General features: G+C 74.2%; 23 protein-coding genes. 7 read left to right on the top strand and 16 right to left on the bottom strand.

Translation table 11 applies throughout. From position 1 onward, the window contains the following. Positions 1-78 precede the first annotated feature (78 nt). Both ACSMXR_RS02120 and ACSMXR_RS02115 read left to right on the top strand, forming a co-directional pair. The gene (locus ACSMXR_RS02120; RefSeq protein WP_473171090.1) at positions 79-1,380 is read left to right on the top strand and encodes a sensor histidine kinase; all 1,302 of its coding nucleotides are present in this window, start codon (positions 79-81) and stop codon (positions 1,378-1,380) included. After that, positions 1,377-2,042 (top strand): response regulator transcription factor, encoded by a 666-nt coding sequence (locus ACSMXR_RS02115; RefSeq protein WP_473171089.1) that lies wholly within the window; start codon positions 1,377-1,379, stop codon positions 2,040-2,042. The genes ACSMXR_RS02120 and ACSMXR_RS02115 overlap by 4 nt, the downstream gene beginning before the upstream one ends. 45 nt (positions 2,043-2,087) lie before the next feature. Here ACSMXR_RS02115 and ACSMXR_RS02110 read toward each other — a convergent pair whose 3' ends face one another. The 3 genes from ACSMXR_RS02110 to ACSMXR_RS02100 all read right to left on the bottom strand — a co-directional run bounded on the left by ACSMXR_RS02110 (position 2,088) and on the right by ACSMXR_RS02100 (position 4,486). Beyond that, complete coding sequence (locus tag ACSMXR_RS02110; protein WP_473171088.1) at positions 2,088-2,843, bottom strand: maleylpyruvate isomerase family mycothiol-dependent enzyme; 756 nt, start codon at positions 2,841-2,843, stop codon at positions 2,088-2,090. Between the two features lie 42 nt (positions 2,844-2,885). Beyond that, a complete protein-coding gene (locus ACSMXR_RS02105) occupies positions 2,886-3,251 on the bottom strand; it encodes an SCO4225 family membrane protein (RefSeq protein ID WP_473171087.1) in 366 nt (121 codons plus the stop codon). A gap of 104 nt (positions 3,252-3,355) precedes the next feature. Next, positions 3,356-4,486: an MFS transporter gene (locus ACSMXR_RS02100; protein WP_137235588.1), complete on the bottom strand. Its 1,131-nt coding sequence runs from the start codon at positions 4,484-4,486 to the stop codon at positions 3,356-3,358. Positions 4,487-4,725: 239 nt separating this feature from the next. Between ACSMXR_RS02100 and ACSMXR_RS02095 the strand changes: the two genes are divergently transcribed. Beyond that, positions 4,726-5,940 (top strand): ROK family protein, encoded by a 1,215-nt coding sequence (locus ACSMXR_RS02095; protein WP_473171086.1) that lies wholly within the window; start codon positions 4,726-4,728, stop codon positions 5,938-5,940. Positions 5,941-5,964: 24 nt separating this feature from the next. Here ACSMXR_RS02095 and ACSMXR_RS02090 read toward each other — a convergent pair whose 3' ends face one another. Together ACSMXR_RS02090 and ACSMXR_RS02085 are read right to left on the bottom strand one after the other, a co-directional pair. After that, positions 5,965-6,546, bottom strand: a complete 582-nt coding sequence (locus ACSMXR_RS02090) for a DUF4865 family protein (protein WP_473171085.1) — start codon at positions 6,544-6,546, stop codon at positions 5,965-5,967. Between the two features lie 10 nt (positions 6,547-6,556). After that, positions 6,557-7,126, bottom strand: a complete 570-nt coding sequence (locus tag ACSMXR_RS02085) for a TetR/AcrR family transcriptional regulator (protein WP_473171084.1) — start codon at positions 7,124-7,126, stop codon at positions 6,557-6,559. 177 nt (positions 7,127-7,303) lie between these two features. Between ACSMXR_RS02085 and ACSMXR_RS02080 the strand changes: the two genes are divergently transcribed. Continuing rightward, on the top strand, positions 7,304-7,597 hold the full coding sequence (locus ACSMXR_RS02080) for an SHOCT domain-containing protein (protein WP_473171083.1): 294 nt from the start codon (positions 7,304-7,306) through the stop codon (positions 7,595-7,597). Between the two features lie 123 nt (positions 7,598-7,720). Here ACSMXR_RS02080 and ACSMXR_RS02075 read toward each other — a convergent pair whose 3' ends face one another. Both ACSMXR_RS02075 and ACSMXR_RS02070 read right to left on the bottom strand, forming a co-directional pair. Then, a complete protein-coding gene (locus ACSMXR_RS02075; protein ID WP_030634339.1) occupies positions 7,721-8,239 on the bottom strand; it encodes an ATP-binding protein in 519 nt (172 codons plus the stop codon). Positions 8,240-8,496: 257 nt separating this feature from the next. Continuing rightward, a complete protein-coding gene (locus ACSMXR_RS02070; protein ID WP_030083549.1) occupies positions 8,497-8,814 on the bottom strand; it encodes a hypothetical protein in 318 nt (105 codons plus the stop codon). A gap of 258 nt (positions 8,815-9,072) precedes the next feature. Here ACSMXR_RS02070 and cds1 point away from each other — a divergent pair, with 258 nt between their 5' ends. Next, positions 9,073-10,206 (top strand): L-cysteine desulfhydrase Cds1, encoded by a 1,134-nt coding sequence (gene cds1, locus ACSMXR_RS02065; RefSeq protein WP_137235582.1) that lies wholly within the window; start codon positions 9,073-9,075, stop codon positions 10,204-10,206. A gap of 19 nt (positions 10,207-10,225) precedes the next feature. Here the strand turns inward: cds1 and ACSMXR_RS02060 are convergent, their stop codons facing one another. The 5 genes from ACSMXR_RS02060 to ACSMXR_RS02040 form a co-directional block, all read right to left on the bottom strand. After that, positions 10,226-10,705, bottom strand: coding sequence for an SRPBCC family protein (locus ACSMXR_RS02060; protein ID WP_473171082.1), 480 nt, complete (start codon positions 10,703-10,705; stop codon positions 10,226-10,228). Positions 10,706-10,832: 127 nt separating this feature from the next. After that, positions 10,833-12,425 carry an SDR family oxidoreductase gene (locus tag ACSMXR_RS02055; protein WP_376188438.1) on the bottom strand — a complete coding sequence of 531 codons (1,593 nt, stop codon included), beginning with the start codon at positions 12,423-12,425 and terminating at the stop codon, positions 10,833-10,835. Positions 12,426-12,528: 103 nt separating this feature from the next. Continuing rightward, a complete protein-coding gene (locus ACSMXR_RS02050) occupies positions 12,529-14,556 on the bottom strand; it encodes a hypothetical protein (RefSeq protein WP_473171081.1) in 2,028 nt (675 codons plus the stop codon). Positions 14,557-14,675: 119 nt separating this feature from the next. Continuing rightward, the gene (locus ACSMXR_RS02045) at positions 14,676-15,122 is read right to left on the bottom strand and encodes an SRPBCC family protein (RefSeq protein WP_137235579.1); all 447 of its coding nucleotides are present in this window, start codon (positions 15,120-15,122) and stop codon (positions 14,676-14,678) included. A 64-nt stretch (positions 15,123-15,186) separates the two neighbouring features. Next, a complete protein-coding gene (locus ACSMXR_RS02040; protein WP_137235578.1) occupies positions 15,187-16,038 on the bottom strand; it encodes a DeoR/GlpR family DNA-binding transcription regulator in 852 nt (283 codons plus the stop codon). A 260-nt stretch (positions 16,039-16,298) separates the two neighbouring features. Here ACSMXR_RS02040 and ACSMXR_RS02035 point away from each other — a divergent pair, with 260 nt between their 5' ends. After that, the gene (locus tag ACSMXR_RS02035; protein ID WP_473171080.1) at positions 16,299-18,758 is read left to right on the top strand and encodes a hypothetical protein; all 2,460 of its coding nucleotides are present in this window, start codon (positions 16,299-16,301) and stop codon (positions 18,756-18,758) included. Here the strand turns inward: ACSMXR_RS02035 and ACSMXR_RS02030 are convergent. From ACSMXR_RS02030 to ACSMXR_RS02015, 4 genes are all read right to left on the bottom strand, one after another. Continuing rightward, on the bottom strand, positions 18,725-21,151 hold the full coding sequence (locus ACSMXR_RS02030) for a right-handed parallel beta-helix repeat-containing protein (RefSeq protein ID WP_381796300.1): 2,427 nt from the start codon (positions 21,149-21,151) through the stop codon (positions 18,725-18,727). The two genes, ACSMXR_RS02035 and ACSMXR_RS02030, sit on opposite strands and share 34 nt — an antisense overlap. A 209-nt stretch (positions 21,152-21,360) precedes the next feature. Continuing rightward, positions 21,361-21,969, bottom strand: a complete 609-nt coding sequence (locus ACSMXR_RS02025) for an Rv1733c family protein (RefSeq protein ID WP_473171079.1) — start codon at positions 21,967-21,969, stop codon at positions 21,361-21,363. 41 nt (positions 21,970-22,010) lie between these two features. Next, positions 22,011-22,838: an MOSC domain-containing protein gene (locus ACSMXR_RS02020; RefSeq protein ID WP_473171078.1), complete on the bottom strand. Its 828-nt coding sequence runs from the start codon at positions 22,836-22,838 to the stop codon at positions 22,011-22,013. Between the two features lie 137 nt (positions 22,839-22,975). After that, a complete protein-coding gene (locus tag ACSMXR_RS02015; protein WP_137235573.1) occupies positions 22,976-23,461 on the bottom strand; it encodes a DUF6643 family protein in 486 nt (161 codons plus the stop codon). A 500-nt stretch (positions 23,462-23,961) separates the two neighbouring features. On the opposite strand from ACSMXR_RS02015, the gene ACSMXR_RS02010 reads away from it, so the two are divergent. Further along, positions 23,962-25,293, top strand: coding sequence for a TerD family protein (locus ACSMXR_RS02010; RefSeq protein ID WP_473172330.1), 1,332 nt, complete (start codon positions 23,962-23,964; stop codon positions 25,291-25,293). Positions 25,294-25,335: the final 42 nt, after the last annotated feature.

The following is a 25,335-nucleotide window of genomic DNA, read 5'->3' as shown; positions in this document are numbered from 1 at the left end:
CGTACTCCCCGCGGAGTACGGGTGATCACCACGCACGGCGGACGCCTCCGCGCCCGTCCGCCGTCTAGCGTGGCCGCCATGGACGAACAGCGACCGCCGCACCGGGGCGGCGGCCTCCCTTGCGGCCTCCCCGGACCGTCCGCACGGCCGGGTGGACGGGGCGGACCGCCGCCGTGGCTGTCCGGCGCGCGCTCGCGGACCGCCGCCGGACTGCCCTGGCTGTCGACGGCCGTGCTCCTGGTGTTCGTCATGGTCGGTACGGGCTTCGCCGAGCACGGGCAGGACCGCCGGCCGCTGGACCTGGTGGCCCGGCTGCTGCTGTTCGTCGCGGTCGGCGTGCTCCTCCTCCGCCACCGCCGCCCCGTGCTCGCCATGGTCACCACCTGTGCCGTGACCCTCGGCTACCTCGCGGCGGGCTACCCGTACGGACCGGTCTTCGTCGCCGTCGCCGTGGGCTGCTTCAGCGCGATCGTGGCCGGGCACCGGAAGGCCGCCTGGTGGTCGCTGGGCGGGCTGTGGGCCGGGCACGTCCTGGTCGCCCACTGGCTGTACCGCTGGCTGCCGCCGGACGGCGACCCGGCCGCGCCCTGGGCGCAGGAGGGCTTCATCACCGCGTGGGTGGTGGCCGTGGTGGCCGCCGCCGAACTGCTGCGCGTGCGCCGCGAGCAGTGGGCGGCCGTCCGGGCGGAGCGCGAGGCGGCGGAGCGGCGGCGGGCCGACGAGGAACGGCTGCGCATGGCCCGCGAACTCCACGACGTACTGGCCCACTCCATCTCCGTCATCAATGTCCAGGCCGGCGTCGGCCTCGCGCTGCTCGACTCCGACCCGGAACAGGCCAGGAGCGCCCTCACCACGATCAAGGGGGCCAGCAAGGAAGCGCTCGACGAGGTACGTCAGGTGCTCGCCAACCTCCGTACGCCCGGCGACGCCCCCACCGCCCCGGCCCCCGGCCTCGACCGGCTCCCCGAACTCGTCGAACAGGCGGCGGGCGCCGGGCTCACCGTCACCGTGGAGAGCGAGGGCGACCCGGCCGCCGTCCCGCCCGGCGCCGGTCTCGCCGCCTTCCGCATCGTCCAGGAGGCCCTGACCAACGTCGTCCGCCACTCCGGCTCCCGTACGGCTCTGGTGCACATCGCCCACGGCTCCGGGCGCGTCCGCCTCCGCATCGACGACGCGGGACCGGCCACCGGCGACGACGCGGGCGGCAGCGGCAACGGACTCGTCGGGATGCGGGAGCGGGCCGCCGCCCTCGGTGGCACGATCGAGGCGGGCCCCCGCCCGGACGGCGGCTTCCGGGTCCGCGCGGAACTCCCGTACACCGCCCCGGACCACGACCGCCGCCGCCAGGACCCGCCGGAGCCCGCCGAGGAGACACCGTGATCCGTGTACTGCTTGCCGACGACCAGCTGCTGGTACGGGCCGGCTTCCGGGCCCTGCTGGACGCGCAGCCGGACATCGAGGTCGCCGGGGAGGCCGCCGACGGAGACGAGGCGGTCCGCCTGGTGCGCGAACTGCGCCCCGACATCGTGCTGATGGACATCCGTATGCCCCGCCTGGACGGACTGGCCGCCACCCGGCGGATCACCGGCGACCCGGAGCTGAACGAGGTGAAGGTGGTCATGCTCACCACCTTCGAGCTCGACGAGTACGTCTTCGAGGCCATCCGCAACGGAGCCTCGGGCTTCCTGGTCAAGGACACCGAGCCGGAGGAACTGCTGCGCGCGGTACGGGCGGTGGTCGGCGGCGACGCGCTGCTCTCACCGAGTGTGACGCGCCGGCTGATCGCCGAGTTCGCGGCCCGCTCCAAGGAACCGACGGCCGCTGCCTCGCTCGCCCGGCTCACCGAACGGGAGCGGGAGGTGATGGCGCTGGTCGGCATCGGCCTGTCGAACGAGGAGATCGCCCGCCGACTGGTCGTCAGCCCGCTCACCGCGAAGACCCACGTCAGCCGTACGATGGTCAAACTCGGAGCACGCGACCGGGCCCAACTCGTCGTCCTCGCATACGAGTCGGGGTTGGTGCGCCCCGGCTGGCTGGGCTGAGCGGAGGCGCGTCCGGGCACTCGCCGCACCTCCGCCCTGCGCCGCTCACCAGGTGACCGCGGAGTTGTCCGTCCAGAGGCGGGCCACCGAGCGGTCGCCGCGCAGGGAGAGGGCGGCCAGCGGCAGCCGGTTCCAGAGGGTGAGGTAGAGCCCCTCGGCCGTACCGCTCAGCTCGCAGTCGACGCCGTCCTCGGGGGCGTCGGGGGCTACCGTGCGTACGGCCTCCGGCGGATCCTCGGAGATCCGTACCGTCCAGGTCGCCTCCGTGTCCACGGCGCGCACCCGCAGGGTGCGGGGCTTCCTGGAGCGGACCTTGCTCTTCGGCCGGGCGTGGAAGCCGGTGAGGAGTTCGTCGATGCCGTCGACCGCCCGCTCCGCGGGCACCGGGGTCAGGGGGCCGCCGAGCGCCGATTCCGCGTCGACGCGGTGCACGGCCGTCTCGTGCAGCTGGCGGCGGGACCAGAACGCCAGGGGCGAGGGGGCCGGGAGGAAGGTCCAGCAGTCCAGGTCGGCGGGCGCTTCCTCCAGGGACCGGACCAGATGGCCGTGGCCCTCGCGGAACCAGGCCAGGAGTTCGGCGCCGTCCAGGGCGGGTTCACCGCCGTCGGGCCGGTAGTCGGTGTGGCCCTCGGTGACGAAGGCCGCCGCCCATCGGTGCACCATGCCGGTGTGCCGCAGGAGATGGCGTATCTGCCAGCCGGGGCAGGGCGGGACCGATGCCCCCGGTCCGGCCCGCTCGGCGGCGGCCGCGAGCAGCCGTCCTTCCTCGGACAACGACGCGATGTGCTCGGCGATCTGCATGGCGGTGATTGTGCCAGGGGGCCGTCGGCCGCCCCGCGGGTGTCAGATGCCCTGCGGGTGCGCGGATCCGGTCGAACCGACCCGGCGCACCAGGCGGACGAACCAGCCCAGGGCCAGCGACTGGACGAGGACCGAGACCACCAGGGCGAGCACCAGGAACCACGTGGGCCCGTCCGCTCCGACGCCCGCCAGCGAGCTGCCGACGAAGAACAGGAAGACGGTCGGGGCCGCGAGGAGGAACAGCCAGACACCGGCGAACGAGGCGTCCTCGTGGGTGACGAACAGGGTGTCCACGGCGACGTAGAGCGTCGCCGTGAGCACCAGCCCGAGATAGATCAGGGAAGCGGGGTTGCGGAAGGTCAGCCGGACCAGGGTGTTCAGGTGCGGGTGGTCGGTGAGCCGCTTCATGGTCGGGTCCCTTGCTCGGCGGAAGGTCTTCGGGCTTCCATCGTGCGTCGGGGGAACGGGTCCCGCCTGAGTACGGCTACTCAATCGACCAGGTGTGCGGGTGTTCAGGTGTGCGCACCCGAGGCCGCGTTGCGGGCCCCGTACCCCAGGGCGGCCGCCGCGGCGGCCAGCAGGGCGACCGTCGTCAGGGCCAGCGGCAGCGAGAACCAGTCGGCGAGGAAGCCGATCGCGGGCGGGCCGAGCAGCATCCCGCCGTAACCGAGTGTCGAGGCCGCGGCGACGCCGCTCGGTCCCGCGAGTTCGCCGGCCCGGCCCACGGCCACGGGGAAGATGTTGGCGAGGCCGAGCCCGGTGACCGCGAAGCCGGCCAGAGCGAGCCAGGCGGTCGGCGCCAGCGAGCCCAGCAGCATCCCGGCCGCCGCCGTCGCCCCGCCGAGGACGAGGGTTCGGGTCTGGCCGAGCCGTTCCAGGAGCATCGTCCCGCTCAGCCGGCCCACCGTCATGGTCAGGGCGAACAACGCGTACCCGGCGGCCGCGAGCCCGGGGTGCGCGCCCAGGTCCTGTTCCAGATGCAGCGCGCCCCAGTCGGCCAGGGCCCCTTCTCCGTACGCCGTGCACAGGGCGATCACGCCGAAGAGCGCGACGATCCGGCGGGCCCGGGGCGACAGCCGCTGCTTCGGTCCGCGCGGACCGGCCGCCTCCGGCGCGGCGGGGGCCGGGCGGTGGCGCATCAGGGAGGCGCCGGCGAAGGCGGTGACGAGCAGGCCGATCCCGGCCAGCAGGAAGAGATGGGTGGAGGCGGAGAGGCCTCCCGCGACCAGTCCGCCGAGCCCGGCGCCGACCATGCCGCCCAGGCTGAACGCCGCGTGGAAGCTCGGCATCACGGGCCTGCGCAGGGTGGCGACCAGATCGACGGCGGCGCTGTTCATCGCCACGTTCATCCCGCCGTACGCCGCGCCGAACACCAGCAGCACCAGGCCGAGCGAGAGCGCCGAGTGGGTCTGGGCGGGCAGGGCGATGCTCAGGGGGAGCAGGACGCCGCAGGCTACGGTCACGGCATGGCTGCCGTAGCGACGGCAGAGCCGGCCGGTGAGCATCATGGTGATCACCGCACCGGCGGAGACGCCGAGCAGGGCGAGGCCGAGGGTGGAGGCAGAGGCTCCGGTCTGCTGCTTGATGGCCGGAATACGGACCACCCAGCCGGCGAAGAGGAACCCGTCGAGGGCGAAGAACACGGTCAGCGCGGTACGGAGGCGGGCCGACGAGGGTGGGGCGGTGTCTCCGCCAGGTCCCCCCGGTAGGGCCGTCCGCAGTTTGTTTAGTTGCGGCACAAACTCAGCATAGGGGCGCTCCGGCGGCGGGCGCAACACCGCCGCGTACGGGGTGTTCCCGGCGTACGGCGGTGGCCGGGACGCGATGCCCGGACCGGCCCCGGGCGTCCGGGACGCCTCCGGATCATGGGAGACTCGCCCCCATGAACGGCAAGGCGACCACCACCCGGACGAAGTTGGAGAGGGGCCGCAGCGCGCTCGGGCCCGCGCTGGAACTGGTCCACACCGGGCGCGCCCCCACCCGGGCCGTGCTTACCTCCGAACTCGGCGTCACCCGCGCCACCGCCGGGGCGGTCGCCGCGGAACTGGAGGCGCTCGGGCTGATCCGGGTCGACTCCAGCCCCGGGTCGGCGGCCGGATCCCAGGGCCGCCCCTCGCACCGGCTGTCCGTCCTGGAGACCGGCCCGGTCGTCCTCGCCGCCCAGGTGCACGCCGACGGCTTCCGGGCCGCGCTGGTCGGACTCGGCGGCCGGATCGTCGCCACATCGCCGGGCTGCGTCGCGGTGATGGCCGACCCCGCACAGGTGCTCGGCGAGGTCGTGGAGGCGGGGGCGGAGCTGCTCCGGACGAGCGGGCTGCGCTGTGTCGGGGCCGGGCTCGCGGTGCCCTCGGCGGTCGCCGAACCGGAGGGGACCGCCCTCAACCCGCTGCACATCGCCTGGCCCGCGGGCTCCCCGGTCCGCGACATCTTCGCCGCCTGCGTCCGCGAAGCGGGCATCACCGGGCCCGCGTTCACCGGCAACGACGTCAACCTCACCGCGCTGGCCGAGCACCGGCACGGCGCGGGGCGCGGCGCCCAGCACCTGCTCTGCGTCGCCACCGGCCACCGGGGCGTCGGCGGGGCCCTGGTGCTCGACGGCCGCCTGCACAGCGGGAGTTCGGGCCTCGCGCTGGAGGTCGGCCATCTCACGGTGAACCCCGAGGGGCGGCCCTGCCACTGCGGCGGACGCGGCTGCCTCGACGTGGAGACCGACCCGCTGGCCTTCCTCACCACCGCCCGCCGCGAACCGGGCCCCGAGGAGTCCCTCCTCAAGCAGGCCGGGAACCTGCTCCGCGCGGAGTACGACGACCCCGCCGTACGCCACGCCGCCGAGGCGCTGATCGACCGCCTGGGCCTGGGGCTGGCCGGGCTGGTCAACATCCTCAACCCCGACCGGATCATCCTCGGCGGGCTCCACCGCGACCTGCTGGAGGCGGACCCGGAGCGGCTGCGCGCCGTCGTCGCCGACCGCAGCCTGTGGGGGCGCAGCGGCAGTGTGCCGATCCTGCCGTGCACCCTGGCCCACAACAGCCTGGTGGGCGCCGCCGAACTGGCCTGGCAGCCGGTCCTCGACGACCCGCTCGTCGCGCTGGCCTGAAGCGCGCCCGGGCCTAGATCCTGTTCACCACTGCCGTCCTCGCCGCAGCCGGCCGGCCTCCGGCGACGACAGGTGCAGCACTTCGTAGGCCTCGCCCGCCGCCCCGTGCTCCGGCCGCTCCCACAGGGTGAAGTGCACCAGCTCCCAGTGGCGCGGATCCACCGCCAGGGCGGTGGCGACCACCCCGGGCAGAGCGGCGGTCCGGCGGGTTTCCGCCAGGGCCGCTCCGACCGCGTCGGCGGGGCGTACGCCGGCGGGCACCGGCCGCCGCAGCCGGACGGCCGCGCGGGGGAGCGTGCCGGACGACGGGCCCTCCTCGTAGGCCAGGCCCGTCCAGTGCTGCACCTCGGGGCGGCCGAAGTCGTCGACCAGGCCCTGGAATCCCGCGCCCCACAGAAAGGCGTTCATCCCCTCGGGGGCGTTCCACAGGTAGAACGGGGCGTACTGGTTCACCGGCGAACCCGCCTCGCGCTCCCGGATCAGATAGGCCTTGAGGCCGAGCCCGGGGAAGTCGTCGAGGAGATGCCCCTTGGTCGCCACTCGGGTGCGGATGATCCCCATGTCGTAATCGGCGGGCAGCGTGATCTCGTACTGCATGGCGTGCACGCGGGACTCCTCAGTTCTGGTGGGTGCGGGCGGCGAGCAGCGACAGCAGGCCCTCCACCGCACCGTCGAAGGCGGCGGACGAGCCCGAGGCGCGGGCCAGCACATAGCCGCCCTGCACCGTGGCGACCACGGCCGCCGCGACCGGACCGGCGTCGGTCCCCGGGGTGAACTCGCCCGCGTCCACGCCCTCCTGGACGATCGCGGTGATCCGGCCGCGCAGCCAGTCGAACGTGGCGTCCACCGGTGCGCGCAGCTCGTCGTCGGTGATGACGTCCGGGTCCATCGTCAGCCGCCCCACCGGGCAGCCCCGCAGCACATCGCGTTCGCGCAGCAGATACGACGCGATCCGCTCGTACGCGCTGCCGGGGCCGTCCAGCAGCCGTTCCGCGGTCCCGCGCATCTCCTCGGCGGTGCGGGTGATGGCGGCGAGCGCCAGCTCGGGCTTGCCGGTGAAGTGGTGGTACATGCTGCCCTGACCGGCGCCGGCCCGCTGCTGGATGGCCTTGGGGCTGGTGCCCACGTAGCCGCGCTCCCACAGGAGCTCCTGGGTGGCCTCGATCAGTCGGTCAGGGGTGCTCATGCAGGGAGTGTACATACTAGTAGGTACAGAAGGGGAGGGGAGACGCCGGCTCCGGCTGCTCCCGCCGGAGTACGGACACGGCCGCCGGGTGGACGACGCCCCGGACCACCTCCTGCGGGCAGGCTCGAAAGCGACCGGAAGGCACCACGCCATCCGCGAACGAGGGAGCTGACCGAGATGAACACCCTGGCGCACTCCGGCGGGCCCGGCCCCTGGGTCCTGCTCTTCCCGCTCGTCTGGGCGGCGGTCGTCATCGGGATCGTCACCCTGCTGCGCCGCACGGTGTGGCGCGGGCGCCGAGGCCCGTGGGTGGCCGCCGGTGGACCGCGGGGCGGCCCCGGCGAGTCCTCGCCGATCGCCCTGCTCGGCCGCCGCTTCGCCGCGGGCGAGATCGACGAGGACGAGTACTGGCGCCGACTGTCCGTGCTGGACGAGCAGTTCGGCCGGACCGCGGGCGGCGGACCGGCGTGACCCCGGCCGGACCACGGGGCGGCGGAGCGGTGCGAAACCGCTCCGCCGCCCGCACGTTCCGGCCGGGCCGCGCGCCGGTGCGCCGCGCCCGGTCCTGTCCGTACCGTGTCGCGGCCTCGCCCGTCAGCCGACGACGGCCGACCGGGCGGGCGCGGACACGATGTCGTCGGGCGTGATGGTCACGGCCCCGAACGGCCCGTCGGTCATCGACCCGTACACCGCGAGTGGTGGCAGGGTCGAGGCGCCGGAGGCCGCGGGCAGTGTGAACCAGACGGCCTTCCCGGCCGAGCCGATCGGCCGCACGCCCCAGCTCTCGCTGACGGCGGCGATCAGGGCCAGGCCGCGGCCCGACGTGGCGAACGAGTCCGCCTCGTTCACCGTGGGCAGCCGCGGATCGTGGTCGTGGACGGAGACCGTCAGACGGTCGAGCAGCAGCTCGATGTCGACGGTGCATGACTTGTCCGGCTGTGCGTGCCGGTGAACGTTGGTGAGAAGCTCGGTGACGCCCAGGGCCGCCTGGTCGATCAGAGGATCGAGATGCCAGTAGCGCAGTTGCGCCGAGATGATTCTGCGGACCTGACCGATCCGCGACGGCAGGGCCTGGAGCTCCACCGTGCAGTGCCTGCTTGGCTCGCTGATCACGGCTGCGACTCCCCGAAATAGGTCCGGAAGAAGAGAAGAGACGCGAACGGGCCCGGCGGACGACTGACTGCCGAATCCGCTCTGCTCTTGTCGTGTCTGCTCGTGTCGCGCGACCCGGCTCCATGGAGCGGATCGCTCTGTCACCGATGGTGCACCTTCAGTGACATGGATCCAGCGTGGCTCAGGGGATACGGCTCCGCAACTCGCGGCGGAGCCCGGCCGGCCGGGAACCGGTCGGCCGTGTCCGTCACGGCAGGTCAGTCCCGGCGTCCGCCCGCACTGCGCAGCGTCTCCAGGAAACGCCGCAGCGGGGCGGCTCCGTCGCGTCTGCGGCTGCGCTGCCCCATCGTCAACCGGTAGCGCACCCCGTTCACCCGGGCGATGACGGAATCCGCCGCGATGAACCACCACTTGCGGGCGCTGACCGTGCCCACCGGGGCGCTGTCGATCTCCCGGCCGTTGCTCGTGAGCAGGGACAGCCGGCCGTCCTTGACGACCACCTGACCAGCCCTGGTCAGCGATCTGGTGAAGCGCTCGATCCTGACCCCCGACGCGCTGAACTCGACGTCCGCCATCGCGGATTCGCCCCCCTTCGTCACCACTCCTGCTGTGCAGTGTGCCCGGGTACGGGCCGGATCGCCAGAGGGCCCGGAGCCCGGCGGCGCGGCCGCCCGCACCGCCTGCCACAACCGCCCCGGGGGCGCCGGTCAAAGGCAGCGCTATGGACCATCAAAGTGACCGTTTGTGCAGGTGGGGTGCATATCGTGGAGGCAGGAACACCGGATCGACGGCAACGACCGACGGCATCGAGCGACGACAACAGGAGCAGGCCCATGGACACCAGTGAGCACACCCGCGGGCACCGGGCCACGGCGACCGTGGACGTCGACCGCAGCGACCCGGAGTACCGGGCCTGGCTGAAGGAGGCCGTCCGCAAGGTCCAGGCCGACGCGAACCGCTCCGCCGACACCCATCTGCTGCGCTTCCCGCTGCCCGAGGCATGGGGCATCGACCTCTATCTCAAGGACGAGTCGACGCACCCCACCGGCAGCCTCAAGCACCGCCTCGCCCGCTCGCTCTTCCTCTACGGGCTCTGCAACGGCTGGATCCGGCCCGGCAAGCCGGTCATCGAGGCCTCCAGCGGTTCGACCGCCGTGTCGGAGGCGTACTTCGCCAAGCTGATCGGCGTCCCGTTCATCGCCGTGATGCCCCGCACCACCAGCCCGGAGAAGTGCCGCCTCATCGAATTCCACGGCGGCCAGTGCCACTTCGTCGACGACTCGCGCACCATGTACGAGCAGTCCGCCGCCCTCGCCGCCGAGACCGGCGGGCACTACATGGACCAGTTCACCTACGCCGAGCGCGCCACCGACTGGCGCGGCAACAACAACATCGCGGAGTCGATCTACCAGCAGCTGCGCCTGGAGCGCTACCCGGAACCCGCCTGGATCGTCGCCACCGCCGGGACCGGCGGCACCTCGGCGACCATCGCCCGCTACGTCCACTACCTCCAGCACGACACCCGCATCTGTGTGCCCGACCCGGAGAACTCCTGTTTCTTCGACGGCTGGACCCACCACGACCCGCACGCCACCAGCGACCGGGGTTCACGCATCGAGGGCATCGGCCGCCCGCGCATGGAACCCAGCTTCGTGCCCGGCGCCATCGACCGCATGATGAAGGTGCCCGACGCCGCCAGCGTCGCCGCCGTCCGCGCCCTGGAACGCGCCATCGGCCGCAAGGCGGGCGGGTCCACCGGCACCGGACTGTGGAGCGCGTTCAAGCTGATCGCCGAGATGGTGGAGCGGGGCGAGCAGGGCAGCGTCGTCACGCTGCTGTGCGACCCGGGCGACCGCTACCTGGACAAGTACTACTCCGACGCCTGGCTGGAGGAGCAGAGCCTGGACATCTCCCCGTACGCCGCCGCCATCGACGAATTCCTCGCCACCGGCGCCTGGCCCTGCTGAGCACCGTCCTCCGGAGCCGTCAGGGCGTTCGCACCGCCAGCCGCGCGTCCAGGCGGCGCACGGCGTCCCGGAAGGACCGGCCCACCCCGGCCCGGCCCAGGCTCAGCACCAGACGGAACAGCCCCGTCCCATCGGCGGCGAAGGTCCACTGCACCCGGGTCCCGGACCCCTCCGGGGTGAGCCGCCACTCCTCCAACAGGGCCCGCAGACCAGGTGCGTTGGACTCGTCGACCCGGTAGGCGTAGCAGGTGTCCGGTTCGGCCGCCACGATCGTCTCGCGGAACCGGACCCCGCCCCGCAGCCGCACCTCACGGCCCGCGCCCGCGTCGGTGGGCGTGGCCCGGGTGACGGCGGTGAACCAGGACGGCCAGGACGCGACATCCTCGGCGAGCGCGCGGTACACCACGTCGGCCGGCGCGGACACCTCGGCGGCGAACACCAGACGTATCGGCGCCGAGTCGGCGAACTCCCGTCCCACGGTACGGAGTCGGCGTGCCATCCCGTGCACCTCCCGGCGCTCTGCGACATGTGGAGCCGGGCACACCCCACGGTGTGTCCGGCGGACCAGGGCGGGGCACACCCCAGGGCGTACCCGGCGGATCGGGCACACCATAGCGGCCGGACCGTCAGTTGTCTGTACCACTGTCGGCCACCGGTCCGCGCCGTTTCTCCTCGGCCGCGGCCGCCTCGGTGATGTTGCGCGCCATCCCGCCGAACACCACCGAGTGGAAGGGCCACACGCTCCACCAGTACGCGTGGCCGGGCAGCCCGCGCGGATGGAACAGGGCGCGCTGCCCGTACACCGTGCGGCCCCGCTCGTCACGGCGCACCGACAGCTCCAGCCAGGCCAGGCCCGGCAGCCGCATCTCGGCCCGCAGCCGCAGCAGTTCGCCCGGCACGATCTCCTCCACCCGCCAGAAGTCCAGCGAGTCGCCCACCCGCAGCCGCTGGGCGTCCCGCCGGCCGCGCCGCAGCCCCACCCCGCCGACGAGCCGGTCGAGCCAGCCGCGTACCGCCCAGGCCAGCGGGAAGGAGTACCAGCCGTTCTCCCCGCCGATGCCCTCGATCACCCGCCACAGCGCCTGCGGCCCGACCGGCACGGCCAGCTCGCGCTCGTCGCGGTAGAGGCTGCCGCCCGCCCAGTCCGGGTCGGTGGGCAGCGGGTCGCTCGGCGCGCCGGGCACCGAGGCGTTGGACCAGCGGGTGTCGACCCGCGCCTCCTGGATCCGCTTCAGGGCCAGCCGCAGCGCCCGGTCGAAGCCGATGGACCCGTCCGGCGGATCGGGGACGTACTCCTTGATGTCGTGCTCCCGGCAGACCACCTCGTGGCGCAGCGACTCCGTGAGCGGCCGGGCGATGGAGCTGGGCACCGGTGTGACCAGACCGACCCAGCGGCTGGAGAGCGTCGGGGTGAGCACCGGCACGGGCAGGATCAGCCGCCGCCGCAGCCCCGCCACCCGCGCGTAGCGCTGCATCATGTCCCGGTACGTCATCACGTCCGGGCCCCCGATGTCGAAGGCCCGGTTCACCTCGTCGGGCAGCGCCGCGCACCCCACCAGATACCGGACCACGTCCCGTACGGCCACCGGCTGGATCCGGGTCCGCACCCAGCTCGGGGTGATCATCAGCGGCAGCCGCTCGGTGAGATACCGCAGCATCTCGAACGAGGCGGACCCCGAACCGATGACGATCGCCGCGCGCAGCACCGCCGTCGGCACCCCGGAGTCCAGCAGGATGTGCCCCACCTCGGCCCGCGACCGCAGATGCGGCGACAGACTCTTCTCCGGCACCCCGGCCGGGGTCAGCCCGCCCAGATACACGATCCGGCGCACCCCGGCCGCCCGCGCCTGCTCGCCGAAGGTCCGGGCCGCCCTGCGGTCGGTCTCCTCGAAGTCCGCACCGGAACCGAGCGCGTGCACCAGGTAGTACGCCACATCGACGTCCCGCATCGCCTCCGCCAGCGACCCGGCGTCGGTGACATCGCCGCGCACCACCTCCACCCGGTCCGCCCAGGGGTAGTCGCGCAGCTTCTGCGGCGTTCTGGCCAGGGCGCGCACCCGGTGCCCGGAGTCGAGCAGGGCGGGCACCAGCCGGCCGCCGATGTAGCCGGTGGCCCCGGTCACCAGACAGCGCGGAGGCGAGCCGTCCGGGCGGTCCGGAGCATCGGGAAGCTTCAGCTCGCCGGAGCCGTCGTCAGAACCGTCGTCAAGATTCGTCACCTGCCCGAGTCTGGCACCGGACGGCCCGCACGACCGGTCGGGGACTCCGTACGGCGGCATCGACGCCATCGGTACGGTGACGGCCCCCGGCCGCCGCGCCGGCTCAGCGCACCGCCGCGAGCGTCCCGCCCTCGCGCAGCGACGCCGTCAGCTCCACGTCGGCGTCACGGGGCGCCCGCACCGCGAACGTCGGCCCGCCCGCCGCGCCCCGCACCGCCCCGCTCGCCTCGATCCGGGTCACCGCCCGGCTCCCGGCGGCCAGGACGTACCACCGGCCGGAGGCCGCCTTCCAGTGGGTGCCCGCCAGGACGTGCTGCCCGAACCTGCTGCACAGGGCCGTGTCGTCGCGGTCGGCGACCACCGCGGCCGGGTCCGTCGGCGAGGTGGCCGGCCCGAGGAACTGGACCAGGACCCGGCCGGGACCCCGCCAGGTGTCGGCCCGGGTGCACAGCCAGCTCGCCGACGCCCCGCCCTCGGGCAGCCTCTGCTCGGCGAAGGCCCAGTTGTTGACCGCCCGTACGCCGGAGCCGGCCAGGGTCCGCAGGGAGCACGCCGTACGCGCCCAGGCGAGCAGCGCGTCCGTGCCCGTCGCCTCGCGCGGCTGCCGGGCCGGCGCGCCCCGGCCGGGCTTCGGGGTGTACGTCAGATGCGTGGGGGCCAGATCGCCCAGATCCGTCAGCAGGAACGCGTGGTTCTCCACGATCCGCTCGGAGGACCGCAGCTGGAGCACCGGCCAGGAGTCGCACCCGCCGCCCACCGCGGGCCGGTCCACCGCGGCGGTGATCCCGTCCGGGCCCACCTCCAGCGGCCGTCCGGGCGTGTCCGGCGCGAGCAGGTCCCGGGTGGTGGTCCCGTCGATCCAGGGCGCGAGCAGGAACCGGGCGCTGTCGCCCGTACGGCTGACGACGACGGCCGCCCCCGTCGTCACGTCCGCGTCGTCCGTCCGCGCGAAGTCGAGGGCCGCCCCGCCGGACCCGGACAACGGCTCCGCGTACCGCACCACCCGGACCCCGCCGTCGTGGAACAGCACCACCGCCGCCCCGTCCACCTCACCGGCGAACAGCAGCCGGGGCGGCTGCGCGGGCGGCACCGCGACCGTGCCCGGCGTCGTGGACACCCGCACCGACTCCGGCGGCCCCGCCCAGGCCCGCAGCGCCCGGCCCAGCAACCCGTCGTCGTCCGTGCGCCCGCCCCTGGCCGGCCAGGCGGTGAAGTCGACGCGCGAGGTGTCCGCCCACTGCTCCGCCGCCGTCCGCATCAGCTCCGCCGGATCGAGCACCGGCGCGAACACACCCGCCGGGGTCCGGTCCCCGCCCCCGCCCCGCGTCCCCTCCTCGACGGCCACCGCCAGACCGCCCGCCACCACGCACAGCGCCGCGGCGACCGCCACCGCCCGCACCCGGTGCCTGCGCCGCAGCAGATCGCTCGGCCGGGTCTGCACCGTGCACGGGTCGAACTCGCCCGACCTGAGCATCGCCTGCGCCCCGGCCCGGTCCGGCCTCCCTAGCCGGGCCGCCCGGCGCAGCGCACCCGCCGGATCCACCACCTCCGCCTCGGCCAGCAGCGCCCGGGCCGCCCGCTCGTCGAGACCCTCCAGCAACTCCAGCGCGAACGCCGCCCGGACCGGCCCGGGCACCGTGGACAGCGCCCGGTCCAGGGCCAGTTCGTCGACGCCGCCCGCCCGGGGGAAGAGCCGCAGCCCCCACACCACCGGCACCGTCGGGCGCAGCGCGGCCGGAGCCGGGAGCCGTCCGGGCCACCAGCGGGGCCGCCGCTCATGGGCCAGCGCAGCCCGCAGCACCCGCAGCCGCATCCACGCGTACGCCGCGCCCGAAGGACCCCGGTCCCGCCCCGCGCCGGGCGCGGGCTCCGCACCCGCCGGAGCGTCGGACCGGCGGGACTGGGCGGGAACGCGCGGGCTGCGCACGCTGCTTCCGGCCGGGGGCAGGGCCCGCTGGACGAGGGCGTGGGCGGCCAGGACCCGGCGGTGCCGGCCGAGCGCCGGCGGCAGGACGACGTAGGCGAGCCGCACCAGGCGGGGGTAGTGCTCCACGAGGGCGGCCTCGGCCTGCTGCACGCCGGTGCGGTCGGGGCGTACGTCGGTCAGCTGCTGCGGTTGATGGATCGGCATGAAATGGGTGCCTTCCGGGGCCGTGGCGGGATGTCATACCGACAAACGAGTCAATCGTGTGACGGTCACATCGCCCGTGGCTCCGGCGCTTCCGCCGCTCGCCGACGGCTCCCGGGGCCCTACCGGTCGCCGGGGGAGGCGAGCAGGGCGTCCAGGACCCTGCCGAACATCCGCCGCCCGGTGGAGGCGAGCAGCGGATCACCCCACCGGGGCACCAGCCGCACCCGCAGTTCCTCGACCCAGACCACATGGGAACCGGAACCCGTGGGCAGCACGTCGATCGAGGCCCGGCCCAGCACCACGGCGCCCCGCTTCTCCAGTTGGCACACCCCGGCCCGGCCGCCGGCCGGCGGCGTCCACCGCACCACTTCCATCGGATCGTCGAACGCCAGCGGGCCCAGCCCCGTACGCGCCACGAAGACCGTCCCGAGCTGCGAGGGAAGCCCCGTCGGCACCGAGATCGCGGTCAACGGCACCTGCGCGGCGTGCCGTTCCCAGTCGGTCACCCGGCGCCAGGCCTCGGCTGCGGGGAGAGGGGAGAAGCGCTCGATCCGGAAGACGGCCACAGCCCGATCCTATGGGGTGTCCGGCCGCCCCGCGGCGAGCCGAACGGAACCGACGGGACCCGCGTCAGCCCTCGGTGACGGGCGAGGCCTCCGCGGGCTCGTCGCCCGCCACCAGCAGCCCCGGCAGATGTTCGCCGATCTCCGCGCGCGTCTCCGGTGCCAGACCCGCGTCCGTGACGAACGTGTCGACCTCCTCCAGCGCGGCGAAGGAACTCAGACCCACCGTGCCCCACTTGGTGTGATCGGCCACGACCACGATCCGGCGCGCCGCCCGGACGAAACGGCGGTTGGTCTCCGCCTCCGCCAGATTGGGCGTCGAGAGCCCGGCCTCGGCCGAGATCCCGTGCACGCCGAGGAACAGCACATCGAAGTGGAGGGAGTCGATGGCCCGGTCCGCGACCGGCCCCACCAGCGAGTCCGAGGGCGTGCGCACCCCGCCGGTCAGCACCACCGTCGCCGCCCCGGGCCGCGCGCCGCGCCCACCGGCCGGACGCTGCGCGTCGTGGAACACGTCCGCCACCCGCACCGAGTTGGTCACCACCGTCAGATCCGGCACGTCCAGCAGATGCCGGGCCAGCGCGAAGGTCGTCGTCCCGCCCGAGAGCGCGATGGCGCTGCCCGGCACCGCCAACGCCGCCGCCGTCCGGGCGATGTCCTCCTTGGCGCTCAGCTCCAGCGCCGACTTCGCCTCGAACCCGGGCTCGTGCGTACTCGCCTCGACGACCGGGACCGCACCGCCGTGGACCTTCTCGATGACGCCCTGGCGGGCCAGCGCGTCCAGATCCCGGCGGATCGTCATGTCGGAGACGTTCAGCTTGCGGGTCAGCTCGTTGACCCGGACCCCGCCACGCCTGCGTACCTCGTCGAGGATCAGCGCACGGCGCTGCTCCGCGAGCAGGTTCTGATTCTCGCTCAACGCCGGGTCCGGTCCTTCCCTCTGCCGTACGGTCCGCAGCGGCCTGCGCGACACGCTCATCCTGCCACGCAGGCATGTCCGGCGTATCACCTGGGGAGATTCCGTGAGACCGCTCACGCACCCGCCCCCTGCCCGGAATCCTGGGGACCGTCCGGCGGGTCACCACGCCCGGAGCCCACGGCGTCCCGGCCCCGCCCCACCCGCTCCTGCGCACGTCTTCGTCGGCCGCGAGGCCGGCACGCCCGAGAGAGAGTCCCGCCTTGGCTCCTGCCGCCCCGCCCCCGCCTCCCCCTGCCGACCCGTCACCGCGGCACACCGGGACCGCGCTGGAACTGCTCGTCCACGGCGTCGGCGGCGCCACCCCGCAGGAGATGCTGGGCGACCCCCGTACCGTCCGGGTCACCGGCGACGCGACCGCCGCCGTCTACCGGCGCACCGAGGACGCCCACGGCGAGAAGCACCCCGAGCGCTACCGGGACGAGCCCGTCGCCGAGGCGTACTGCTGGTCCGGCCTCACCTCCGGCAACGGCTCCCGCGCCCTGTGGCTGCTGCTCCTGCCGTTCATGGTGGTCAACCTCGCCCACTGGATGCGCCCCACCGCCACCGGCCGCACCCGCGCGGTCCGGCTGTACGGCGTCCTGGTGCGGCTCGTCGCGCTCAGCCTCACCGTGCTGCTCACGGCGGCCGCCTGCGAAGTCGCCCTCGACCTGCTGGCCTGGCAGTGCGCGGGCGCCGAGGCCTGCGCCGAACGCCGTTCCTGGCTCGGCTTCCTGTCGGCCCATCAGGGCGGCTGGTGGTCCCAGCCCGGCCGCCGCCTCGCCCTGGCGGCCCTGGTGCCCGCGGCCCTGGTGGGGCTCCTGTGGTATCTCTCCAACCGGACCTGGAGTGCGTACGAGGCCCAACGCCCCCTGGACGGAGGGGAGATCGACGCGTACGACCCCGACGGCTCGCAGGAGGCCCACGGCCCCGGCGCACCCGAACCGGACGAGGACGGAGCCCCGCGGCCGCCCGCCCCGGTCCGCCCCGCGCTCGGCAGGCCCGGCTTCTGGTACGGCCGCCGGCTCGTCGCCCGGCTCCGCGCCGCCCATACCGCGGCCGGGTTCCTGACCGTCGCCGCGGCCGTCGCCGGAGCCGCCGCACGCCACGACCGGAGCGCCGGAGGAACGGTGCCGCAGGTCATCGGCGCGGCCGTCGAGGGCGGCATCGCCCTGTGCGCGCTCGTCGTCGTCTGGGTGGTCTGCCGCCGGGGCCGCAGCGAACGCACCCGCGACACCCGGCTGGACGCCGCCCTCATCACCTATCTGCCCGGCTCCGCACTCGCCCTGCTCGCCCTCTCCGTCCTGTTCGCGTCCTGGTCGCGCCCGGACTGGCAGTCCTCCGGCAGCCTGCCCGGCGAGGCCACCTTCCGGCTCCTCGCCCTCGGCCAGGGCGTCCTCGTCGTGGTCCTCGCCATGGTCGCCCGGGGCCTCTACCGGCGCACCCCCGAACCCCGCACCATCCTGTACGGGCTCGGCGGCCCCGCGGTCGCGATGCTCGCCTGCGCCCTCGGCGGCGTGATGACCGGCGGCGTCGCCCAGCGCGTCGCCGACTGGCTCGACGGGTCCGGGACCCCGGGCATGGGCCATGGCACCGACATCGCCGGACCGCCGGTCCTGCTCAGCTGGCAGGCCTCCGTCATCCCGGTGCTCCTGCTGCTCCTGCTCGTCCCGGTCCTGGTGCTGGTCGTCCGCACCGCGCGCGCCGCCCGCCGCCTGGGCCCGGTCATCGAGGCGGAGTACGCCCCCGAAGCGCCCGACGCGGGCCGTACCCGCCGCATCGCCCGGATCCGCGCGACCGCCGCCCTCACCGACTCCGCGCCCTGGATCGTCGGCGTGGTCTCCGCCGCCACCCTGCTGCTCGGGGCGGGCGCGATCGCCGGCTCCTGGCGCAGCGACGAGGTGCCGGGCCGGGCAGCCGACGGGAGCGGGCCGCTCCTCGAATCGTTCGCCGAGGCCGCGCAGTCGACCGGCTCCTGGCTGATCGGCTTCGGCTTCATACTGTTCGTCGCCGGTGGCCGCCGCGCCTACAAGGACGCCTCGGCCCGCCGCACCATCGGGATCCTCTGGGACGTGGGCACCTTCTGGCCGCGCGCCGCCCACCCCTTCGCGCCCCCGTGCTACGCCGAGCGCGCCGTCCCCGACCTCGCCTCCCGGATGTCCGCCTGGACGACCACCACGCCCCGCGGCCGGCTCGTCATCTCGGGCCACTCGCAGGGCAGCGTGCTCGCCGCGTCCGCCGTCTGGCAGCTGCCCGACGCGACCCGCCGCCGGGTCGCGCTGCTCACCTACGGCTCGCCCCTGGAGCGGCTGTACGGGCGGTGGTTCCCGGCCTACTTCGGCCCCGATCCGCTGCTCGGGCTGCACCGCTCGGTGCACTGCTGGCGCAATCTGTGGCGGGCCACCGACCCGATCGGCGGCCCCGTCCGGATCTGCGCCGACCCCGACCCGGGCGTCGACCGGGGCCCGCTCAAGGACCCGCTGGCCTACGGGCGGACCACGAAGCTCCCGCTGCCCGAACCGATCCTCGGCCACTCCGACTACCAGGCCGACCCGGTCTTCGCCGAGGAGCGGGCCGCCCTCCTCGACGAACTGGGCCCGCTGGTGCCCCGGCAGACCGGGAGCGAGCCGGTCCGGCCGGGGGAGGGGCTTCAGAAGGGCAGCTCGGGGAGGTCCTCCGGATAGAGCAGGGTCAGGTCGTCCGTGCTCGTCTCGGCGAGCTGGGCGACCCGGCCCGCGTGCCGCTCCACCATCGACTCGAAGGTCTGCCGCGCGGTGCGGCCGTTGCCGAAGGCGGGGCCCTTGGGGAGCTCGGTGAAGTACTTCAGCAGCGCCTCCCCGGTGCCCTCCGCCAGGCTGTACTCATGCTCCTCGGCCTGCTGCTCGACGATCCGCAGCAGCTCCTCGGGAAGGTAGTCGCTGAAGGTGATGGTCCGGGAGAACCGTGAGGCCACCCCGGGGTTGACGGTGAGGAACCGCTCCATCTCGTGGGTGTAGCCCGCGACGATCACCACCACCGCGTCCCGGTGGTCCTCCATCAGCTTCACCAGGGTGTCGATGGCCTCCCGCCCGAAGTCCCGGCCGGAGTCCTCGGGGGAGAGGGCGTACGCCTCGTCGACGAACAGCACCCCGCCGCGCGCCCGGTCGAACGCCTCCTGGGTCCGGATCGCCGTCGAGCCGATGTGCTCGCCGACCAGGTCGACCCGGGACACCTCGACCAGATGGCCGCGCTCCAGCACCCCCAGCGAGGCCAGGATCTCGCCGTACAGCCGGGCGACCGTGGTCTTGCCCGTACCGGGGGAGCCGGTGAAGACGAGATGGCGGCGGACGGACGCGGCCTTGAGCCCGGCCAGCTGCCGGCGGCGGCCCACCTCGATCATGTCGGTGAGCGCCCGCACCTCGCGCTTGACGCTGTCCAGGCCCACCAGCGCGTCCAGTTCGCCGAGGACCGCCGAGGAGTCCCGGGCGGGCTCCGCCGCCGGAGCCACCGGTTCGGGCTCCACGGCCCGCTGGCCGGGCATGGTGTTGAGCAGGCCGGGCGTCGACTGCGTGGCCGTCAGCACGGCGGGGGCCGGAGCCGGCGCCGTACGCAGACCGCTCTCGTCGCTCGTGCAGTCCTCGGCCACCGGCCCGGTCCCGCCGCCGCTGTCGCCCTCGGGGAACTCGTAACCGCCCCGCGCGCACCGCTCCGTACGGCAGCGGGTGAGCGTGGTGCGGCAGCCGTCCATCACATGGAAGCCGTAGCCCTCGCTGCCCGTCACCCGGCAGCTGTCGAAGGTGCCCCGGCCCTCGGCCGAGACGTAGAACCCCGCCTCGGCGGGCGAGGTGACCGTGCAGCGCTCGATCGTCGGATCCGCGCCCTTGGTGACGATGACGCCGGTCTGCGCGGCGTCGATGGTGCAGTTGTTCAGCGTGCCGCCGCTGCCGTGGTCGCGGAACCAGGCGCCCGTGGACGCCTCCCGGATCCGGCAGTCGTCCAGCTGGGCGGTGGCCCCGTCGCTCACGGAGACGGCGGTGTTACGGATCTGGGAGAGGTCGCTGTCCACCACATCGGCGCGCGACCCCCGGTCGAGGACGAACAGCGCGTCGGGCACGTCGTGCACCCGGCAGGCGTCCAGTATCACCGTCGCGCCGTCGCTGACCCAGACCGCCGGATAGTCGCCCGTACTGTCGTGGATCTCGCACTGGTTGGCGTCGACCCGGGTCCCCGGATCCCAGACCGAGAGTCCGTTGCGGCCGAAGCGGCGGACCGTGGAGCGGGTCAGCGTGAGCACCGAACGCGACCGCAGATCGACGGCGTTCTCCGGAATGTCGTGGATGTCGCAGTCGGCGAGCGTCAGCACCGCGTCGGTGTCCAGCGTGACCCCGTCCGCCGAGGTGCGGTGCACGGTGCAGTCGGTCAGATGGGCCGAGGCGCGGGCGGTGACCTGGATGCCGCTGCCCTTGATCTCGTACACCTCGCAGCCGAACGCCTCCAGACCGCTGCCCTCGCCGGTGACGCCGATGCCCGCCCCGGACGCGTGGTGGATCCGGCAGCGGTCCAGGCGCGGATGCCCCCCGTCGCGGACCGAGACCCCGGACTGGCCGGCCGAGACGATCTCGCACTCCTCGAACACCCCGCCCGCACCGTCCAGCACGGCGATGCCGACCCCGGCCGGATTGTCGACCGTGCAGCGCCGCACGGTGGGCCGGGCCGCGCCGCGCGCCTCGATACCCGCGGCGGACCGCGTCACGATCCGCAGGTCCGTCAGCTCCGCCGTGCCGTCCTCGACCAGCAGCGCCGGGGCCGTCGAGTCCTGGCCCTCGATGTGCAGCCCCTGGACGACCGCGGAGGCGCGCACGGTCAGCGGTACGCCGTCGACCGGCGCGATCCGCACGGAACCCACCGCGCCCTCGGGGCCGCGCAGCGTCACCGCGCGGTGGACGACGAGGTTCTCCCGGTAGGTGCCGGGCGCGACGGTGAGGACGTCGCCGTCGGCTGCTGCCTCCAGGGCCGCGGCGAGGGAGGCGTACTCGCCCGTGCGGCGGCGCCATCGCGATGTTCCGGTGTGCGTCACCTGGACCGTGCCCTGTGCCATGGAGTTGCTCTGCCCCCACCTCGTGCTGTGCGCTGCCTCGGGTCCGTCCGTCGCCGGGGAGGCGGACGGGGTCGGACCACCGTAGCGCGCGTGAGGGGCGGGAGTTGACGAGTCGGCCCCGCGGAGCGATGTTGCCGGAGGCCGGCTCCGGTCATCTCCGGTCGGGTCCCGTCGTCTCCGCTCGTCTCCGGTCGGGGAAGGGGCCGTGTTCAGCCGCTCGTTCCCGCCCTGCCCCAGTCCGGACCGGCCGCGGCCCACTCCCGGTCCAGCCGCGCGTACCGCCGCCGCACCATACGTCCTACGGTCAGCCGGCGGCCCGCCTCGACGCATCCGGCAGCGAGCAGGAACGTACCGATGCCGGCCAGCACCGCGTGGGTCCGGGCGGTGCGCCCGTCCATCGGCGGCGGAACCGGGAAGCCGGTCGCGTCCGTCCAGATCCGCACCGAGGACCCCGGGGCGCCGGGCCGTGACGAGGTGGCCACCCTCCCGGTGCGCGGACTGCCGTCCGGGGCCTGCCAGGAGGCCACCACCCAGGTGCGCGGGGCCCGTTCGGAGCCGCCCTCCGGATCACCGGCGAACCGCTCCCGCTCCGGGAACCGGCCCACCACGACCGCGTCGACGGGGTGGCGCTCCGCGTGCTGGGCGCGCACCGAACGCTGGAGGGAGGCGTCGGCGACCGCTCCGCCCGCCCAGCCTGCGGCCGGGGCGGCGACCAGGAGGAGCAGCAGCGCGCCGAGCGCCACCCAGGCCTCGCGGCGGTCGGTGGCACGGCGCAGCGGACTGTCCCGCCCGCGCAGTAGTGCCCACAGCGCCCACACGCCCGCGCCCCCTCCCCCTTCGCGCGCCTCCGGCGCCGACTTTATCGATCGAGGATCCGGACGGGATCCCCGACCCGGATCACTCCTGTCCCCTCGGGGATCAGGTTCTGGCCGAAGACCAGCTGCTTGCCGAACCGGCGGTGGCGGGCCAGCGTGAGCAGCGGCTCCCTGCCCCGCTCGGCGGTGCGCTGGTCGGTCGTCGTGATCACACAGCGGCCGCAGGGCTTGGCCACCGTGAAGACGACCTCGCCGATCGCGATCCGCCGCCAGTCGTCCTCCGCCCAGGCCTCGGTCCCGTCGATCACCACGTTGGGCCGGAAGCGGTCCATCGGCAGCGGGCCCTCCTCGGGCCGGTCACCCCGGGCGACCAGGGCGTTGAGGGCGTCGAGCGAGGCCGTGGTGGTCAGCAGCAGCGGGTAGCCGTCGGCGAAGGAGACCACGTCGCCGGGCCGGCCGAAGAGCGGATCGACGGGCCGGCGGTGCGCGGGATCGTCGAGATGCACGAGCCGGACCTCCGTACCGAGGACCGCGCTCAGCCAGTCGTGCGCGTCACCCGGCGCCTCCGCCACCTCCAGCGTGTCCCGGTGCAGTTCCACGGTGAGCATCCGGCCCGGTTCCGGCGCCGTCACCCGCAGGGGCGGGTGGCCCGGTGCGGACAGGGCCACACCGCCGCCCGGCAGCAGCTCGGCCGAGATCCGCGCCATGGACGGCTGCTGACGCTGCGTGACGGCCCTGGACGCCTTGTCGACCAGCATCCAGCGGCGGTCGCCGTCGAGTCCCCATGGCTCGACGGCGACCGTGTCGCGGACGCGCGAGGCGAGCGACTTGACCGGATAAAGGTGGACGGACCGGAGCACGGGAAAGCTCATGCGCCCATCCTGCCAGCACCTTCCGGACTCCGTAGGCGTGGTTTTCCGAGGCGTCGGCCGCACACCCATGGGCCCTGGGCGTGGGCGGATTGCCCCGGTGCGTCCCCCGGCGCACCTCGCCGTACCGGAGTCGCGGGTCAGTACCCCCGGCTCTGGTACGGCCGGTTGTACGGGTCCTCGTACGGCGACTGCGCCGGCGCGGGCCGCGGCGAGGCCGGGCGCATCGCCTCGTACCCGGTGGCGGGCGCGGGCCGCTGCGGCTGGGGCTGCTGCGGGTAGCCGCGGACCGCCGAGGGCTGCTGCGGGATGTACGGCGCGGGCGCGTGCTGCAGTTGGGCCGGCTGCATCGGCGCCTGCTGCATCGGAGCCTGCTGGTACTGCGGCATCGGCTGCTGCTGCGGGTAGCCGTAGGAGCCGGACTGCTGCGACGGGGCCGCGGGCAGTGCCGGCAGCGCGGACGGCAGCGCGGGCAGGTAGCTGTTGCCGGTGTCATAGGCGGCCGGCACACGGATGGGGGCGATCTGCGGGGTTCCCCGCTCCGCGACCAAGGAGTCGTAGATCGGAGTGTCGGGGAACGACGCGGCGTAGTAGCCGCCGCCGAAGGTGGAGCGGGGGGACGTCATGCCACCTAAGTTAAGCCCACGATGAGCTGGATGGGGAGCCCCAATCTTTGGGTTATCCGTTTTACGTTGGTTCTGTGCGCCCGGCTCGCCAAAACAACGTTAAAGCCTTCGTTAACGGCAGAGGTCTTTCCGCCGGTCGCCCGGGCCCCCACCGCCCGGGCGGGGCCCGAGCGGACGGGCGTCCGCGGCCTCGCCGAAGGGGAGTTCTTTCGATCATCGTCCGGCGGAGCGAATTCCCGGCAGTCCCGTCTCTCCGTGAAATGCCGTATCGCCTCGGTGTGCAACGCGGGGCCCGCGCAGTCCGTCCTCCGGCCATCGCACTGCGTTTCCTGGAAAGGGAAGTGACGGATCATCACGCGATGCCGCCGTGGAAGCGGAGTCGGCGCGACAGGATCCGCGGTGGATCCCGGGGTGGGTGCGGCGCTTCGCGCGGGAGGTGGGGATTAAGTTGTGGGGAAGGCCTGCGGGCAGCCGGACTCGTGATGGGGGCGACCATGACCATGCAAAAAGGAACCAACGTTCCGGTGCCGGCCGGCACCGTGCGCGTCACGGTGGGGTGGCACACCGCACCGGGCACGCCGGACGTCGACGCCTCCGGGCTCCTGCTGGTGGCGGGCAAGGTCCGCAGCGACGCGGACTTCGTCTTCTACAACCAGCCGGCCCACGCGTCCGGCGCGGTCCGGCACGAGGGCAAGCAGACCGCGGCCGACCGCGTCACCGACACCCTCCTCGTCGACTTCGGCAAGGTCGAGCCCGGGATCGAGCGCATCGTCGTCGCGGCCTCGGCGGACGGCGGGACCTTCGGCCGGGTGACCGGACTCTCCGTACAGGTCACGGACGCGGCGAACGGCGCCGAGCTGGCCCGCTTCGACAGCACGGACGCCACGGTCGAGACCGCCTTCATCCTCGGTGAGCTGTATCTGCGCCAGGGCGCCTGGAAGTTCCGCGCGGTCGGGCAGGGCTACAGCACCGGTCTCGAAGGCCTGGCGACGGACTTCGGCATCTCCGTGGACGAACCGCAGCAGGCCGCCCCCGCCCCGGCCGCCGCACCCACCCCGCCCGCACCGCAGCCCCCGGCGCCCCCGGCCGCCCCGGCGCAGTCATGGCCCGCCGCCCCGGCCCCCGCTCCGGTCGCCCCCGCGCCGCCGGCGCCTCCCGCCCCCATGCCGCCGGCCCCGCCCGCCCCGGCCCCCGTACGGCTGACCAAGGTGACGCTGACCAAGAGCGCGCCCTCCGTCTCGCTCGCCAAGCAGGGCGGCACCTCCGGCGCGCTGCGCGTCAACCTCAACTGGGAGGTCCGCAAGCAGTTCAAGGGCTGGGGCGCGAAGCTCGGCCGGGCCGTCGCCATGCACGCCGATCTCGACCTCGACCTCTGCGCCCTGTACGAGCTCGCCGACGGCCGCAAGGGAGTGGTGCAGGCCCTCGGCAACGCCTTCGGCTCCCTGCGCCAGCCGCCCTTCATCCACCTCGACGGCGACGACCGCACCGGCGCGCTCTCCACCGGCGAGAACATGACCATCAACCTCGACCACAAGGACCTGCTGCGGCGCGTCCTGATCTTCGTCACCATCTACGAAGGCGCCCGGAGCTTCGCCGACCTCCACGCCACCGTCACACTCCAGCCGCAGAACGGCGCGCCCATCGACTTCTCCCTCGACGAGTGCACCGTGCCCTCCACCGTCTGCGCCCTGGCCCTGATCACCAACAACGGCGGCGACCTCACCGTCCAGCGCGAGGCCCGCTACCTCGTCCCGGACCGGGGCGTCAGCCCCCAGCGCACCATCGACGCCGCCTACGGCTGGGGCATGAACTGGACGCCCGGCCGCAAGTGACCCGTCCCCGCCGCGCCCCCGCCGGCCGCCCGCCGGTCCCGG

The sequence above is a fragment of the Streptomyces sp. DSM 106670 genome (assembly GCF_055792845.1).
This window is presented reverse-complemented; position numbering and strand designations above follow the sequence as displayed.